Origin of the sequence: Nocardioides luti, assembly GCF_014212315.1 — a bacterium.
Classification (GTDB): domain Bacteria; phylum Actinomycetota; class Actinomycetes; order Propionibacteriales; family Nocardioidaceae; genus Nocardioides; species Nocardioides luti.
This window is the reverse complement of sequence record NZ_JACKXE010000001.1, coordinates 2,287,063-2,301,208: the sequence shown is the minus strand read 5'-3', so window position 1 is coordinate 2,301,208 and position 14,146 is coordinate 2,287,063. Positions and strand designations below refer to the sequence as shown.

Genomic DNA, 14,146 nt, shown 5'->3' with positions numbered 1-14,146 from the left:
TTGTTCGCCGGGCTCGCGCCGAGTCGTCGTACGACGGGTGCGTGGTCGCCTAGGCCAGGAGCTCGTACGCCGTCACGGCGGCGAGCAGCAGGCAGACGGCGGCCCCGACGTAGTGCAGGGCGTGCAGCGGGATCTTCTTCATCAGCGCGCGACCGGAGACGGCGGCCAGCCCGCTGACGGTGAGAAGGGCACCGAGCGCACCGATGAACACCGAGACCGGGTCCTCGTACTTCGCGACGAGCGAGATCGTCAGCAGCTGGCTGAGGTCGCCCCACTCGGCCGCGAAGAGGATGAGGAAGCAGGTGAGCACGGCCTTCCAGCCGGTCGCCGCGGTCGCCTTGGCCGCGAAGGCCTCCTCGTCCTCGCTGGCCAGGTGGTGGCTGCGGCCCTCGCGGAAGAGCAGGACCGCACCGGCCAGGAAGATCACGCCGGCGACGCCGCGGACGAGGTCCTCGGGCAGGAACGTCACGGCGTGCCCGAGGGCCACGGCGACGATGGTCTGCACTGTGAAGGCGAGGCCGACGCCGATCCAGACGAGGAGGGGGCGGTACTTCGTCGCGAGCACCAGCGTCGCCACGAAGGTCTTGTCCGGCAGCTCGACGACGAAGATCGCGGCGAAGGTGAGCGCGATGACGACGATGTCCATCAGGGGGTGGTGTCCGTTCGTAGGAAGGCGCGGCTCAGGGCCGCGGCGTCGGCGAGGACGTCGACCACCGGGCGGCCGAGGGCGGCCGCGGCGCGGGCCACGTCGTCGTACTCCGGCTGGGCGTTCACCAGCACGCCGTCGTGCCGGGCCAGCTTGACCGCGATCTCGTGGCCGCCGACCTCGACGGCGACCATCTCGCGGTCGAGGGCGTGCTTGCCGAGCGGCTGCTCGCGCAGGCCGATCGTGGAGGTCTGGCGGAAGATCGTGGCGCGGACCTCGGCGGCCCGGGCGGCCGCGACGAGCACGCTGAGCGTGTGGGCCGGGCGGCCCTTCTTCATCAGGATCGGCGTCAGCCAGGCGTCGGACGCGCCGGCCTCGAGCAGGGCCGCGATGACCGCGGGCCAGACCCGCGGGTCCAGGTCGTCGACGTTGGTCTCGATGAGCAGCGGCGGGGCGGCGGCGGGGGCCGGGGCCGCGTCGACCGGGGTGCCGACCAGCAGGCGCAGCACGTTCGCGTGGCCCTCCGGGTCGCGGCCGCCGGCGCCGACGCCGACGACGTCGGTCACCATCGGCGGCTGGGCGCCCCAGGACGTCGCCAGGGTCGTCAGCATCGCCGCACCGGTGGGCGTGCACAGCTCCATCGCCGGGGCGCCGGGCGGGCCGGCGTACGACGGGACGCCGCGGAGCAGCTCGGCGACCGCCGGCGGCGGGACCGGCATCGAGCCGTGGGCGCCGCGGATGGTGCCGGAGCCGACGGCGACCGGGCTGACGACGACCTCGACGGACGCCAGGTGGACGAACCCGGCGCAGACGCCGACCACGTCGGCGATCGCGTCGAGCGCCCCGACCTCGTGGAAGTGGACGTCCTCGGGCTCGGTGCCGTGCACGGCCGCCTCGGCGACCGCGAGCCGCTCGAAGGTGCGGGTGGCCAGGTCGCGCACCGGCTCGGCCAGCGCCGCGTCGGCGAGCAGGGCCCGGATGTCGCGCCAGGTGCGGTGCGTGGCGGAGTCGGCGAGCCCGACGTGGCAGCGGGTGGCGGCGAAGCCGTTGCGCTGCACCCGCTCCACCGACAGCGTCACCGGCTCGGGGGCGATGGCGTCGACGGCCGACTGCAGCACGTCCACGGGGACGCCGGCGCCCAGCAGGGCACCCAGCAGCATGTCGCCGCTGGCCCCCGACGACGCGTCGACCCAGATCGTCACGCGCCGGCCTCGGAGCGAGCTTCCGGACGGGGCTCGGCACGGCGGGCGACCCGGGCCGCGAAGACGCCGGCGCCGTACCCGTTGTCGATGTTGACGACCGTCACGCCCGGCGCGCAGGAGTTGAGCATGCCCAGCAGGGCGGCGACGCCGCCGAAGGAGGCGCCGTAGCCGACGCTCGTGGGCACGGCCACGAGGGGGACGCCGGTGAGGCCGCCCACCACCGAGGGGAGCGCGCCCTCCATGCCGGCGACCACGACGAGGCAGTCGGCCTCGGCGAGACGGTCCCGGACCGCCATCAGCCGGTGCAGGCCGGCGACCCCCACGTCGTCGATGCGGTCGACGCCGGCGCCGTGCACGCGGATCGTCAGCGCGGCCTCGGCCGCGACCGGCGCGTCGGAGGTGCCGGCCGCGACGACCGCGACGGTGCCGCGCGGCTCGGGCAGCGGGCCGAGGGTGACCGCGCGGGCGACCCGGTCGGCGACGGCGTCGGGCAGGGCCTCGACGACCAGGTCGAGGGCGGCGTCGGTGAGGCGGGTCGCCAGCACGGCCCGGTCGGGGTGCCGGTCGTGGAGGGCCCGGAGGATCGCGACGACCTGGTCGGGCGTCTTGCCGGCGCCGTACACGACCTCGGCGTCGCCGGTCCGCTCCGCGCGGTCCAGGTCGACACGTGCGAAACCGAGGTCGGCGGTGCGGGGGTCGGGCTGGTCCACACGAGGAACTTACCGGGGCGGCGTTGCCACTGTCGGTGCCCGGGTGTTGTGTGGGGACGACCGGGGTCGACGCCCACATCACCGAGGAGAGCACGCCATGCCGAAGATCGAGTCCTACGCCCAGGGCACCCCCAGCTACGTCGAGCTGCAGACGCCGGACCAGGAGGCCGCCAAGGCGTTCTACGGCGCCCTGTTCGGGTGGAGCAGCGAGGACGCACCCCTCGACGACGAGGGCCACTACTACGTCCGCGCCACGCTGGAGGGCGACGTCGTCGCCGGGCTGGCCGGCCAGATGCCGCAGCTCGCGGGCCACCCGGCGTTCTGGGGCGTCTACCTCGCCGTCGACGACGTGGACGCGGCGGCCGCGAAGGTCGCGGGAGCGGGCGGCAGCGTCGAGGCCGGGCCGTTCGACGTCGGGCCGCACGGGCGGATGGTGGCGATCAAGGACCCGACCGACGCCCGGGTGAACCTCTGGCAGGCCTACGCCCACATCGGCACCGGCCGCGCCAACGAGCCCGGCACCCCCATCTGGAACGAGCTCGTCACCCCCGACGTCGCCGCCGCCACGGCGTTCTACACCGAGGTGCTCGGCGTGGGCTGGGAGGAGATGCCGATGGAGGGCGGCTCCTACACCTGCCTGAGCGTCGGCGGCCGGACCGTCGGCGGGGCGACGGCGCCGATGATGGAGGGCATCCCCCCGCACTGGAACGTCTACTTCAACGTCGCCAGCTGCGACGAGACGGTGGCGCAGGCCCAAGAGCTCGGCGGCAAGATGCTCGCGCCGGCGTTCGACGTGCCCGGTGTCGGCCGGATGGCCTTCCTGGCCGACCCGCAGGGCGCGATGTTCGCGCTCATGGAGAACCCCTCCGACGAGTCCTGAGGCCGCTCGGGCTCAGGCGCGGAAGGCGTCCGCGGGGTAGACCCCGAGGATCGTGACGTCGGTGGTGAAGAACGCCAGCTCCTCGAGCGCGTTCCTCACCCCGACGTCGTCGGGGTGGCCGTCGACCTCGGCGAGGAACTGCGTCGCGGTGAACTTCCCCCCGACCATGTAGCTCTCGAGCTTGGTCATGTTGACGCCGTTGGTCGCGAAGCCGCCCAGCGCCTTGTAGAGCGCGGCCGGCAGGTTGCGCACGTTGAAGATGAAGCTGGTGACCACGGGGCCGTTGCCTGCCGGCGCCTCGACGAGGTCGGGGGAGAGCACCACGAAGCGGGTGGTGTTGTGGTCCTCGTCCTCGATGTCCTCGGCCAGCACCTCCAGCCCGTAGATCTCCGCGGCCAGGGGCGGCGAGATCGCGGCCTGGGTCGGGTCACCGGCCTCGACGACCTCGCGGGCCGCGCCGGCGGTGTCGCCCGAGATGACCGGCTTCAGGCCGTGCTCGCGGATGATCTTGCGGCACTGGCCGAGCGCGTGCACGTGGCTGTGCACGGTGCGGATGGAGTCCAGGGTCGCGCCGGGCACGCCCATCAGGTGGAAGCGGATCCGCAGGAAGTGCTCCGCGACGATGTGCAGCCCGGAGTCCGGCAGGAAGTGGTGGATGTCGGCCACCCGGCCGGCGATCGAGTTGTCGATCGGGATCATCGCCAGCTGGGCCTCGCCGGACTCGACGGCGGCGAAGACGTCCTCGAACGACGCGCAGGCCACCGCCTCCCAGTCGGGGTAGTGCTCGCGGCACACGATGTGCGAGTTGGCGCCGGGCTCACCCTGGTAGGCGATCCTGCGGGGGCTGCTGTCGGTCACCGCGCCATGGTCCCACGCAGCCACCGGCGCCCCGGGCCGCCGACCACCGGCTGACCGTCGCGGCCGTCCCGGGCGGGTCACCGACGATCGGGGCCCCGGCGTCCCTAGGCTCTGCGCGTGGTCATCCTCGCGTCGCTCGCCCTGCTCGTCGCCCTCGGCGCCGCCGTTCTCGCGGTCGTCGCGCTGCGCCGGCTCAACGCCAGCCGTCGGGGCTCGGGCGCCGACGCCCTGCCCGAGGACGTCTTCGGCCTGCGCCAGGAGGTCGCCGCCCTGCGGGCCGAGACCCGCGACGCGCTGCGCCACCTCGCGGTGGTGCGCTACGACGCCTTCGGCGACATGGGCGGGCACCTCTCCTGGTCCCTGGCCCTGCTCGACGACGGCGGCAACGGGGTCGTGCTGACCTCGATCCACGGCCGCAGCGAGGCCCGCACCTACGCGAAGAGCATCTCCGGCTGGACCTGCGAGCAGCAGCTGTCCCCGGAGGAGGACGAGGCGATCGCCGGCGCCCGCCGGTAACCCGTCGAGTCGGCGCATCTGCACACGCCTCAGAGGTCGAGTCGGCGCATCTGCACACGCCGACCGCAGGGTCAGCGGGGGACGCGGACCAGCAGGCGCCCGTGCACGCACTCCATCCGGAGCTCGCGGCCCAGGCCGATCGAGTCGCCGTCGAGCTGGCGCGGGGTGTCGGTGCTGGAGCGGACCACGACGGTGGCGCCGGTCATCCGGTTCACCAGGTCGTCGGAGCGCTTGAGCTTGAGCAGCACCCGCCAGGCCAGCGGGATCCAGGAGAAGAAGTTGCGCGGGTGCAGGATCACGACGTCGAGCAGGCCGTCGTCGATGGCGGCGTCGGGCAGCAGCGGCAGCCCGGCCTGGAGGAAGCCGACGTTGCCGACGACGACCGTCCGGGCGCGGTGCTTGGTGAACTCGCCCCCGTCGACCGATACCTCGACCTTGACGGCCGGGAACATCAGCGACTTGAGGCCGGAGAGCACGTAGGCGACCCAGCCGACCTTCTTCTTCAGGTCCTCGTTGACGCCCTCCATGATCGCGGCGTCGAAGCCCATGCCGGCCATCACCATGAAGTGGGTGTCCTCGATGCCGTCGCCGCCGACGCGGACCAGGTCGATCGCCCGGTCCTGGCCGGTCAGCGCGACGTCGATGGCGGCGCGCAGGTACAGCGGGATGTCGAGGTTGCGGGCCAGCAGGTTGCCGGTGCCGGCCGGCACGATCCCGACCGGGATGCCGGTGCCCGCGAGCTCGGCGCAGACCTCGCGCACGGTGCCGTCGCCGCCGCAGACCAGCACCAGGTCGGCGCCGGCGATCGAGGCCGCCTCGGCCATGCCGGTGCCGGGGTCCTCGATGGTGGTGCGGTGCCAGGTCGGCTCGTCCCAGCCGGCCTCGGCGGCCATCGCCCCGACGATCGCGCGGAACTGGCCCTCGTCCTCGACCTTGATCGGGTTGAGCACGACCGCGAGCCGCCGGCCGCCGGAGAGCACCTCGGGCAGAGGGTCGGACTTCTGGGCGTGGCTGCGCGGGAGCGGGTTGAGCACGGTGAGGCCGAGCAGCACCATCCCGGCGCCGAGCAGGGCGCCGGCGGTCACGTCGCTCGGGTAGTGCCGGCCGAGCAGCACGCGGTCGGCGCAGACCAGCAGCACGAGCGCGGCGCCCGCGACGTACGCCGTGCGGCGGGTGCTCGAGCGGCGCACGAGCATCACCACCAGGACGAGGATGATCCCGACGAATGCGGTGATCGACGACGCGTGCCCGGACGGGAAGGACTGGCTGCTGAGCAGGCCGTTCTTGTTCTGCCACGGCGGCCGGCCGCGGCCGATCTCGAGCTTGAGGAAGGTCGTCAGCAGCGACGTCGCGATCATCACGACCACCGCGAAGATCGCGGCGCGGCGGTGGCCCTTGAGCAGCATCGCCCCGGCCAGGACCGTGGTCAGCACGGTCATCCCGATGGTGGCGAAGCACAGCTCGATCACCTTGAGCGGCTGGCGCAGCCAGTGCTCGTTGACCGCCCAGCCCTCCAGGCCGTTGCCCCGGTCGTCGATCGCCGTCAGCGGGCCCCACCCCTGGGTGACCAGCACCGCGACCACGGCGAAGGCGGCGAAGCAGGCCAGGGCCCAGCTCAGCGTGACGAGACGAGGTCGGTCGAGCACGGAGGTCCTTCGAGGGTCGGGGGAGGCGCGGACGGCGCGCCCCAGTATGACGGGCGCGTACGCCGGGACGCCGTACCCCGAAGGGTGGTGCGAACTCAGGTGAGCCGCGCCACCACCGGCCGATAGCCTGTGCTCATGATCGACCCGAAGGTGCTCCGAGACGACCCCGACCGCGTGCGTGCCGCCCAGGCCAAGCGCGGCCTGTCCGACGACGTCGTGGACCGGGCCCTCTCCGCCGACGCGGCCCGCCGCGCGGCGATCGTCGACTTCGAGGCCAAGCGGGCGGAGCAGAAGCAGCTCGGCAAGCTGATCCCGCAGGCGCAGGGCGACGAGAAGGTCCAGCTCCTGGCGCGCACCAAGACGCTGTCGAGCGACGTCAAGGCCGCCGAGGCCGCCCAGACCGCCGCCGAGGCGGAGTGGCAGGCCGCGGTGCTGAGCATCCCGAACCTCGCCGCCGACGAGGCCCCGAGCGGGGGCGAGGACGACTTCGTCCTGATCGAGACCGTGGGCACGCCGGCCGAGTTCGACTTCGAGCCGCGCGACCACATCGAGCTGGGCCGGATGCTCGGCGCGATCGACCTCGACCGGGGCGCCAAGGTCTCGGGCAGCCGCTTCTACTTCCTCACCGGCATCGGCGCGGAGCTCGAGCTCGCGCTCATCAACCTCGCGATGGAGCAGGCCCGCAACGCCGGCTTCACGCAGGTGATCGCGCCCTCGATGGTCAAGCCGCGGGCGATGGACGGCACCGGCTTCCTCGGCCAGGCGGCCGACGACGTCTACCGCATCGAGGGCCAGGACATGTACCTCGTCGGGACCTCGGAGGTCCCGATGGCGGCGTACCACTCCGACGAGATCCTCGACGGCGCCGCGCTGCCGCTGCGGTACGCCGCGTTCAGCCCGTGCTTCCGCAAGGAGGCCGGCTCGCACGGCAAGGACACCAAGGGCATCATCCGGGTGCACTGGTTCGACAAGGTCGAGATGTTCGTCTACACCACCCCCGAGGACGCCGAGGCCGAGCACCTGCGCCTGCTGGGCTGGGAGAAGCAGTTCCTCGACAGCCTCGAGCTGGCCTACCGCGTCATCGACGTCGCGGCCGGCGACCTCGGCCTGTCGGCGAAGCGCAAGTTCGACTGCGAGGCGTGGATCCCCACCCAGGGGAAGTACCGCGAGCTCACCTCGACCTCCAACTGCACCGAGTTCCAGACCCGTCGCCTCGACACCCGCGCCCGGCACGGCAGCGACGTCAAGCCGGTCGCGACGCTCAACGGCACGCTGTGCGCGATGACCCGCACGATCGTGGCCATCCTGGAGACGCACCAGCAGGCGGACGGCTCGATCCGGGTCCCGAAGGCGCTGCAGCCGTGGCTGCAGGGCCGCGAGGTGCTGAAGCCGGTCGTCGCCCCGTGACCGGTGCCGTGGAGGCGGGCGCCGCTCGGCGCCCGCGCCTGGTCGCCCTCGACATCGACGGCACCCTGCTCAAGTGGGTCGAGGGAGCCGGCACCACGCACGAGGAGGTCGCGCCGGCGGTGCGCGACGCCGTACGCCGGGCGCAGGACGCCGGCGCGCACGTCGTCCTCGCCAGTGGTCGCTCGCCGCACGGCATGACCGGCATCGCCGACCTCCTCGGCCTGCACCGCGAGGGCGCCGAGCCGCTGTGGATCGTGGCCAGCAACGGGGCCGTGGTGTTCCGCTACCCGCCGCTCGAGGTCGTGCACGAGGAGACCTTCGACGCCCGCGAGGCCGTGGCGCAGGTGCTGGAGCACCACCCGACCGCGCTGGTGGCGGTGGAGGAGCGCGGCGTGGGCTACCGGGTCAACCGGCACTTCCCCGACGGCGAGCTGTCCGGCGAGATGACGCTGACCGAGGTCGAGGACATCGTCGCGGGACCGGTCAGCCGCGTGATCATCCGCGACCCCGACGCCACGGCCGAGGACTTCGTCGCGCTGGCCGAGCGGCTCGGCCTGCACGGCACGAACTACGTCGTCGGCTGGACCGCCTGGCTCGACCTCGCCCCCGTGGGCGTCTCCAAGGCCTCCGGCCTGCAGCACGTCGCCGACGAGCTCGGCGTCACCGCCGCGGACGCGCTCGCGATCGGCGACGGCCGCAACGACATCGAGATGCTCCAGTGGGCCGGCCGCGGGGTCGCGATGGGCCAGGCCGTCCAGGAGGTCCTCGACGCCGCCGACGACGTCACCGCCTCGGTGTACGACGACGGGGCCGCCCTCGAGATCGATCGGCACTTCGGATGACGCTGCCCCAGGTGGTCACGACCGAGCGCCTCCGGCTGGCGCTGCTGGCGCCCGACGAGGCCGCCGACATCGTCGCCGGCCGCCGGCGCCCGGGGTGGCACCCCGACTTCCCGCGCCAGGACGACCGCGACGGGGTGTCGATGCACCGTGCCGGCGACCCGTGGGGCTCCCGCACGATCGTGCGCGGGGTGACCGTGCTCGGCACCATCGGCTTCTTCGGCCCACCGGACGAGCCGGCCGAGGGCGACGTCCCCGAGGCCGAGGTCGGCTACGGCCTGGTCGGGGAGGCGCGGGGCTGGGGCTTCGCGACCGAGGCCCTGCGCGCGCTGCTCGCCGAGACCGACCGGGCCGGCGTCCGGGTGCGCGCCAGCGTCGAGCCGGCCAACAAGCCCAGCATCCGGGTCCTGGCCAAGTGCGGCTTCACCGAGCTCCGCGGCTCCGACGAGGACGGCAACCTCGTGATGGCCCGTCCGCTGACCGGTCCCACCGGTGGTTGAGGAGGGCGCCCTGGCGCCCGTCTCGAAACCGCGGCTCGTCGCCACCGACCTCGACGGCACCCTGGTCCGCTCCGACGGCAGCGTGTCGGACTACACCCGTGACGTGCTGCTCGAGGTCGAGCGCCGCGGCGTCCCGGTCGTCTTCGTCACCGGCCGGCCGCTGCGCTGGGCCGAGGAGGTCTTCGGCTACGTCGGGGAGCACGGTCTCGCGATCGTCTCGAACGGCGGCCTGGTGTGGGACGTCGAGCGGTCCGCGCCGCACCTGGTGCGCCCGATCGACCAGGCCGTCGCGCTGGAGACCTGCCGCCTGATCCGGGAGGCGGTGCCCGGCTCGGCGTTCGCCGTCGAGACCGTGACCGGCATCGGCCTCGAGCCCGGCTTCATGGAGCGCTTCCCGCCGCCGCCCGACAGCCACCGCGGTGCGCTCGAGGAGCTCTTCGACGCCCCGGCCGTCAAGCTGCTGGCGCGCCACGAGGAGCTCGCCCCGCAGGAGTACTGGGACGCCGCCGAGGCCGCCGTCGGCGACCGCGTCACGATCACCTGGTCGTCGTCCTCGACGCTGCTGGAGATCAGCGCCGCCGACGTCACGAAGGCCTCGACCCTCGCGCTGCTCTGCGCCGACCTCGGCGTCGACGCGGCGGACGTCATCGCGTTCGGCGACATGCCCAACGACCTCCCGATGCTCGGGTGGGCGGGGACGTCGTACGCCATGGCCGACGCCCACCCCACCGTGACCGCCACCGCGGACCACGTCGCGCCCGGTCACGACGACGACGGGGTGGCGCGCGTGCTGGCTGGTGTGTTCGGCCTGTGATCTGTTTCGATGGGCGGGTGCTCGCCTCTGTCGGCCGCCTGCTCGCGGCGCTCCTCCTGGCCGGTCTCGGCCTGGTCCTGCTCGGCTCCGGCCCGGCGTCGGCCTGCCCGGCCTCGGGCGGCTCGAACGGCAGCACCCAGGACCACACCAAGGACGCGAGCGACGTCTTCCTCGGCGACGTCACCGCCCAGTCGCGCACCGACGAGCTCGTGACGTACGACGTGACGGTGGACCGGGTCTACAAGGGCGGTGTCGCCTCGGAGGACGTGCAGGTCACGACGTCGGCCGCGGCCCGCTCCTGCACCGGCGTCGAGCTGACCGTCGGCCGCACCTACGTCTTCTTCGCCCAGGCCGGTGACCAGTCCGGCGACGACCTGTCGATCACCCGCGCCGACGGCACGGCCCGGGCCAGCGGCGACTTCCGCGCCGAGGTCGAGAAGCTGCTCGGCAGCGGTCGCGCCCCGGTGCCGCCGGAGCCCGACAAGGCGGTCTTCACCCGCGTCGGCGACGCGACGACCACGTCGCTCACCCGCCTCGCCGCCCCGGGGGCGGCGCTCACGCTGGTCGGGCTGCTCGGCCTCGTCGTCGTACGCCGGGTGGGCCGCCACTCCTGAGCAGCGGGCCCCGACCTGCAGGGGCTCTCAGAGGTACATGCCGCCGGACTCGCCCGGCCGCTGCTGCCCCTCGTCCTCGCCCTCGGGCTGGTGCATCATCCCGGGCGGCAGCGCCTTGCGGATCTGCTCGAACTGCGCCCGCGCGGCCATCTGCTGGGCGTAGATCGCCGTCTGCAGCCCGTGGAAGAGACCCTCGAGCCAGCCGACCAGCTGCGCCTGAGCGATCCGGAGCTCGCCCTCGGACGGCGTGCTGTCCTCGGTGAACGGCAGCGTCAGGCGGTCGAGCTCCTCGACCAGCTCGGGGGCGAGCCCGGCCTCGAGCTCCTTGATCGACGCCTGGTGGATCTCCTTGAGGCGGTTGCGGCTGGCCTCGTCGAGCGGCGCGGCCTTCACCTCCTCGAGCAGCTGGCGGATCATGCTGCCGATCCGCATCACCTTGGCGGGCTGCTCGACCAGGTCGGTGATCGCGCGCTCGTCGCCGTCGGCGTCGTCGCTCCCGGGGCTGGCCGCGCCGGCACCGGCGGCGTCGGCCGCCGGCCGGATCGCGGACGCGGGGACGTGCCCCATCGGCTGCCCGTCGGGGCCGATGACGAGGACCTGCTGCTCCTGCTCGGACGACTCACTCATGCGCCAACCCTAGAGGGCCGGGCGAAGCGCCCCGCCGGCCCTCAGACGGTGAGCAGGATCTTGCCGGTGTGGTCGCCGGACTCCATCAGCTCGTGCGCGGCGCGCGCCTCCTCGAGCGGCATGGTGCCGTGCACGATCGGCTGCACGAGCCCCGCGGCGACGAGCGGCCACACGTGCTCGACGACCGCCGCGCAGATCGCGGCCTTCTCCTCGGTGGGCCGGGCGCGGAGCGACGTGGCGATGACCGCGCCGCGCTTGCGGAGCAGGGCGTTGATGTCGAGCTCGGCCTTGGTGCCGCCCTGCATGCCGATGATGACCAGCCGGCCCTCGGTGGCGAGCGCGGCGACGTTGCGGGAGAGGTACGACGCCCCCATGTTGTCCAGGATGACGTCGGCGCCGCCCTCGGTGCGCTCCTTCACGACCTCGACGAAGTCCTCGTCGCGGTAGTTGATCGTGACGTCGGCGCCGAGCGCCGCGCAGGCCGCGAGCTTCTCGGCCGTCCCGCCGGTGGTGAGGACGGTGGCGCCGAGCGCGTGGGCGAGCTGGATCGCCATGGTGCCGATCCCGCCGGCCCCGCCGTGCACGAGCAGGGACTCGCCCGGCTGCAGCCCGGCGACCATGAACACGTTGGACCAGACGGTGCAGGCGACCTCGGGCAGTGCGGCCGCGGTGACCAGGTCGACCCCGTCCGGCACCGGCATGACCTGCCCGGCCGGCACGGCCACCTGGGCGGCGTACCCGCCCCCCGCGAGGAGCGCGCAGGCGTGGTCGCCCACGGCCCAGCCCTCGACGCCCTCGCCGACGGCGCGGACGGTGCCGCTGCACTCCATGCCGATCACGTCGGACGCACCTGGCGGCGGCGGGTAGAAGCCCTGCCGCTGCAGGAGGTCCGCCCGGTTCAGGCCCGCGGCGGCGACGTCGAGCACCAGCTCACCGGGAGCGGGGATCGGGTCGGGGACCTCGGCGACGGACAGGACGTCGGGCCCTCCGGCCCCGGAGGCGATGACGGCACGCATGCTGGCCACCCTAGGGGTGGTCCCCTCGGCCCGCGAGGCAGCGGGGCGTCGGCTCAGGCCTCGTAGGCGTCTGCGGTGTGGTCGACCACGCTGTCGTCGGGCACCTCGTCGTCGACGTCGAGCGGGTCCGGGGCGTCCGCCGGCCGGTCCCAGCCCTCGGCGAGCCTCTGGGCGCGCGCGGCGAGGGCCTCGATGCCCTCCAGGTCGGCTCCCTGGGAGCCGGCGGCGTACCCGAGGAGGTACGTCGTGATGGGCGCGGCCGGCCGGGTCACGTTGTGGGCCGCCGCGCGGGCGAGGTCGAGCACCAGTGCCTCGTCGACCTCCACGTCGAGGTCGAGGACGTCGCACAGCTCGTCGATCCAGTCGTGCAGGTTCACGGAGCCCACATTTGCCCCACCGGGGCCGCCCCCGCAACCCCCGACGCGCGGTCCGGCGGCGATTTCTCCGACGCCTCCCGGACCCCGGCGCACGCGGCTAGAGGTCGCGCAGGTCCGCCCACGTGTCGACGTCGCGCGCCTCGTTGCCCTCGGGCGCGACGAGCGCGAGGTCGAGGTCGGCCAGCAGCCGGTGCAGGGGCATCCCGTGCTGCCCCTCGAGGTCGGGGCGTACGGCGTCGAGCCGGGCCGCGTCGAGCACGCCCGCGAGCTGCCGGCGGCCCTCCGCGTCGGTCAGGAAGGCGCCGTCGTGCCCGAGCGCCGCCTCGTGCAGGCGCCGGAAGGTCCACGGCGAGACGAACGGCATGTCGACCGCCAGCACCCCGAGCGTCCCGGGCGCGCGCAGGAGAGCGTCGCGGCCGGTCAGCAGCCCGGCCACCGGGCCGCCGAAGCGGGGGCTCTCGCGGGTGAAGGTCACCGGACGCTCGGTCGGAACGGCCTCGCCGACGACCACGACCTCCGAGGCGTCGACCAACGCGTCGATCGCGTGCGCCAGCAGGGTCCGGCCGCGGTGCTCGACCGAGGCCTTGTCGACGCCGCCGAGGCGGGCGCCGGTGCCGCCGGCCAGGATCACCGCGCAGAAGCCGGTCGTGCCGGGAGGGAGGTCCACCCCCCGAGTCTCCCACCGGTCCGGACCTGCGTGCCGGGCCGGGGGCTGGCACTCTGGGGGCGTGGACACGCTGCGCATCGCCCTGGTCCAGGAGGCGTCCGGCCTGGAGCCGGCCGACAACCGCGCCCGGGTGGCCGACCTGACGCCCGACGGCACCGACCTCGTGGTCTTCCCGGAGGCGTTCGCGCGGGACTTCGGCGAGGCCGGCTCCGACGTCAGTGCGTACGCCGAGGAGCCGGGCGGTCCGTTCGACGCCGAGGTCACGCGAGCCGCGAGCGGGCACGTCACGACCGTCGTGGCCGGCATGTTCGAGGCCGGGCCCGATCCCGAGCGGCCGTTCAACACCCTGCTGCTGCGGGGCGCTGCGGAGGCGGCGTACCGCAAGATCCACCTCTACGACTCGTTCGGCTACCGCGAGTCCGACCGGCTCACGGCCGGCCCGACCGAGCCCGTCGTGGTGCAGGTCGCGGGCTTCGCCGTCGGCCTGATGACGTGCTACGACCTGCGCTTCCCCGAGCTGGCCCGTGCGCTGGTCGACGCCGGCGCCGAGGTGCTCGTCGTCCCGGCGGCCTGGGTCGCCGGCCCGCGCAAGGTCGACCACTGGCGCACGCTCGTGCGCGCCCGCGCGATCGAGAACACCGTCTTCGTGGCGGCGGCCGGCCAGCCCGCGCCGCGCTACGCCGGCCACTCGCTCGTCGTCGACCCGCTCGGGGACGTGCTCGCGGAGGCCGGCGACGGGCCCGAGGTGCTGACCGCGACGCTGGACCGGGCGGTGCTCGACGAGGCCCGCAGGACCAACCCGTCGCTCGCCAACCGACGTCTGTAGC

At 73.9% G+C, this 14,146-nt stretch carries 17 protein-coding genes; 8 read left to right on the top strand and 9 right to left on the bottom strand.

Annotated features, from left to right (window positions below; translation table 11 throughout):
• Positions 1-49 precede the first annotated feature (49 nt).
• The 3 genes from H5V45_RS10965 to larB are packed head-to-tail and all read right to left on the bottom strand — an operon-like array spanning position 50 to position 2,558.
• Complete coding sequence (locus tag H5V45_RS10965) at positions 50-646, bottom strand: TMEM165/GDT1 family protein (protein WP_185252954.1); 597 nt, start codon at positions 644-646, stop codon at positions 50-52.
• Entirely contained in the window at positions 646-1,848 is a 1,203-nt protein-coding gene (gene larC, locus H5V45_RS10960; RefSeq protein WP_185252953.1) for a nickel pincer cofactor biosynthesis protein LarC, read from the bottom strand. Before larC ends, H5V45_RS10965 begins: the two co-directional genes overlap by 1 nt.
• Positions 1,845-2,558, bottom strand: coding sequence for a nickel pincer cofactor biosynthesis protein LarB (gene larB, locus H5V45_RS10955; protein ID WP_185252952.1), 714 nt, complete (start codon positions 2,556-2,558; stop codon positions 1,845-1,847). Before larB ends, larC begins: the two co-directional genes overlap by 4 nt.
• Positions 2,559-2,655: 97 nt before the next feature.
• Here larB and H5V45_RS10950 point away from each other — a divergent pair, with 97 nt between their 5' ends.
• On the top strand, positions 2,656-3,438 hold the full coding sequence (locus tag H5V45_RS10950) for a VOC family protein (protein WP_185252951.1): 783 nt from the start codon (positions 2,656-2,658) through the stop codon (positions 3,436-3,438).
• A gap of 12 nt (positions 3,439-3,450) precedes the next feature.
• Here the strand turns inward: H5V45_RS10950 and H5V45_RS10945 are convergent, their stop codons facing one another.
• On the bottom strand, positions 3,451-4,296 hold the full coding sequence (locus H5V45_RS10945; RefSeq protein ID WP_185252950.1) for a prephenate dehydratase: 846 nt from the start codon (positions 4,294-4,296) through the stop codon (positions 3,451-3,453).
• Between the two features lie 117 nt (positions 4,297-4,413).
• On the opposite strand from H5V45_RS10945, the gene H5V45_RS10940 reads away from it, so the two are divergent.
• Complete coding sequence (locus H5V45_RS10940; RefSeq protein ID WP_343061515.1) at positions 4,414-4,812, top strand: DUF4446 family protein; 399 nt, start codon at positions 4,414-4,416, stop codon at positions 4,810-4,812.
• Between the two features lie 71 nt (positions 4,813-4,883).
• Here H5V45_RS10940 and H5V45_RS10935 read toward each other — a convergent pair whose 3' ends face one another.
• Positions 4,884-6,458 carry a bifunctional phosphatase PAP2/diacylglycerol kinase family protein gene (locus tag H5V45_RS10935; protein WP_343061514.1) on the bottom strand — a complete coding sequence of 525 codons (1,575 nt, stop codon included), beginning with the start codon at positions 6,456-6,458 and terminating at the stop codon, positions 4,884-4,886.
• A 135-nt stretch (positions 6,459-6,593) separates the two neighbouring features.
• Here H5V45_RS10935 and serS point away from each other — a divergent pair, with 135 nt between their 5' ends.
• Genes serS through H5V45_RS10910 form a run of 5 tightly spaced genes read left to right on the top strand, consistent with a single transcriptional unit; the run spans position 6,594 to position 10,632 of the window.
• The gene (gene serS / locus H5V45_RS10930; protein ID WP_185252949.1) at positions 6,594-7,865 is read left to right on the top strand and encodes a serine--tRNA ligase; all 1,272 of its coding nucleotides are present in this window, start codon (positions 6,594-6,596) and stop codon (positions 7,863-7,865) included.
• Entirely contained in the window at positions 7,862-8,707 is an 846-nt protein-coding gene (locus H5V45_RS10925; RefSeq protein ID WP_343061513.1) for an HAD family hydrolase, read from the top strand. Before serS ends, H5V45_RS10925 begins: the two co-directional genes overlap by 4 nt.
• Positions 8,704-9,204 (top strand): GNAT family N-acetyltransferase, encoded by a 501-nt coding sequence (locus H5V45_RS10920; RefSeq protein ID WP_185252948.1) that lies wholly within the window; start codon positions 8,704-8,706, stop codon positions 9,202-9,204. Before H5V45_RS10925 ends, H5V45_RS10920 begins: the two co-directional genes overlap by 4 nt.
• Complete coding sequence (locus H5V45_RS10915; protein WP_343061512.1) at positions 9,197-10,018, top strand: Cof-type HAD-IIB family hydrolase; 822 nt, start codon at positions 9,197-9,199, stop codon at positions 10,016-10,018. Before H5V45_RS10920 ends, H5V45_RS10915 begins: the two co-directional genes overlap by 8 nt.
• 17 nt (positions 10,019-10,035) lie before the next feature.
• Positions 10,036-10,632 carry a hypothetical protein gene (locus H5V45_RS10910; RefSeq protein WP_185252947.1) on the top strand — a complete coding sequence of 199 codons (597 nt, stop codon included), beginning with the start codon at positions 10,036-10,038 and terminating at the stop codon, positions 10,630-10,632.
• A gap of 27 nt (positions 10,633-10,659) precedes the next feature.
• Here H5V45_RS10910 and H5V45_RS10905 read toward each other — a convergent pair whose 3' ends face one another.
• The 4 genes from H5V45_RS10905 to mobA all read right to left on the bottom strand — a co-directional run bounded on the left by H5V45_RS10905 (position 10,660) and on the right by mobA (position 13,319).
• On the bottom strand, positions 10,660-11,259 hold the full coding sequence (locus H5V45_RS10905) for a bacterial proteasome activator family protein (protein ID WP_246415894.1): 600 nt from the start codon (positions 11,257-11,259) through the stop codon (positions 10,660-10,662).
• Between the two features lie 41 nt (positions 11,260-11,300).
• Positions 11,301-12,275: an NAD(P)H-quinone oxidoreductase gene (locus tag H5V45_RS10900; RefSeq protein ID WP_185252946.1), complete on the bottom strand. Its 975-nt coding sequence runs from the start codon at positions 12,273-12,275 to the stop codon at positions 11,301-11,303.
• Positions 12,276-12,328: 53 nt separating this feature from the next.
• On the bottom strand, positions 12,329-12,652 hold the full coding sequence (locus H5V45_RS10895) for a DUF6457 domain-containing protein (RefSeq protein WP_185252945.1): 324 nt from the start codon (positions 12,650-12,652) through the stop codon (positions 12,329-12,331).
• 97 nt (positions 12,653-12,749) lie between these two features.
• Complete coding sequence (mobA, locus tag H5V45_RS10890) at positions 12,750-13,319, bottom strand: NTP transferase domain-containing protein (protein ID WP_185252944.1); 570 nt, start codon at positions 13,317-13,319, stop codon at positions 12,750-12,752.
• A gap of 61 nt (positions 13,320-13,380) precedes the next feature.
• On the opposite strand from mobA, the gene H5V45_RS10885 reads away from it, so the two are divergent.
• Positions 13,381-14,145, top strand: coding sequence for a carbon-nitrogen hydrolase family protein (locus H5V45_RS10885; protein WP_343061511.1), 765 nt, complete (start codon positions 13,381-13,383; stop codon positions 14,143-14,145).
• Position 14,146: the final 1 nt, after the last annotated feature.

Coding starts and splice junctions, on each gene's coding strand:
- H5V45_RS10900 (WP_185252946.1), bottom strand. CDS start 12,275: ATGCGTGCCGTCATCGCCTCCGGGGCCGGAGGGCCCGACGTCCTGTCC.
- H5V45_RS10905 (WP_246415894.1), bottom strand. CDS start 11,259: ATGAGTGAGTCGTCCGAGCAGGAGCAGCAGGTCCTCGTCATCGGCCCC.
- H5V45_RS10965 (WP_185252954.1), bottom strand. CDS start 646: ATGGACATCGTCGTCATCGCGCTCACCTTCGCCGCGATCTTCGTCGTC.
- H5V45_RS10920 (WP_185252948.1), top strand. CDS start 8,704: ATGACGCTGCCCCAGGTGGTCACGACCGAGCGCCTCCGGCTGGCGCTG.
- H5V45_RS10950 (WP_185252951.1), top strand. CDS start 2,656: ATGCCGAAGATCGAGTCCTACGCCCAGGGCACCCCCAGCTACGTCGAG.
- serS (WP_185252949.1), top strand. CDS start 6,594: ATGATCGACCCGAAGGTGCTCCGAGACGACCCCGACCGCGTGCGTGCC.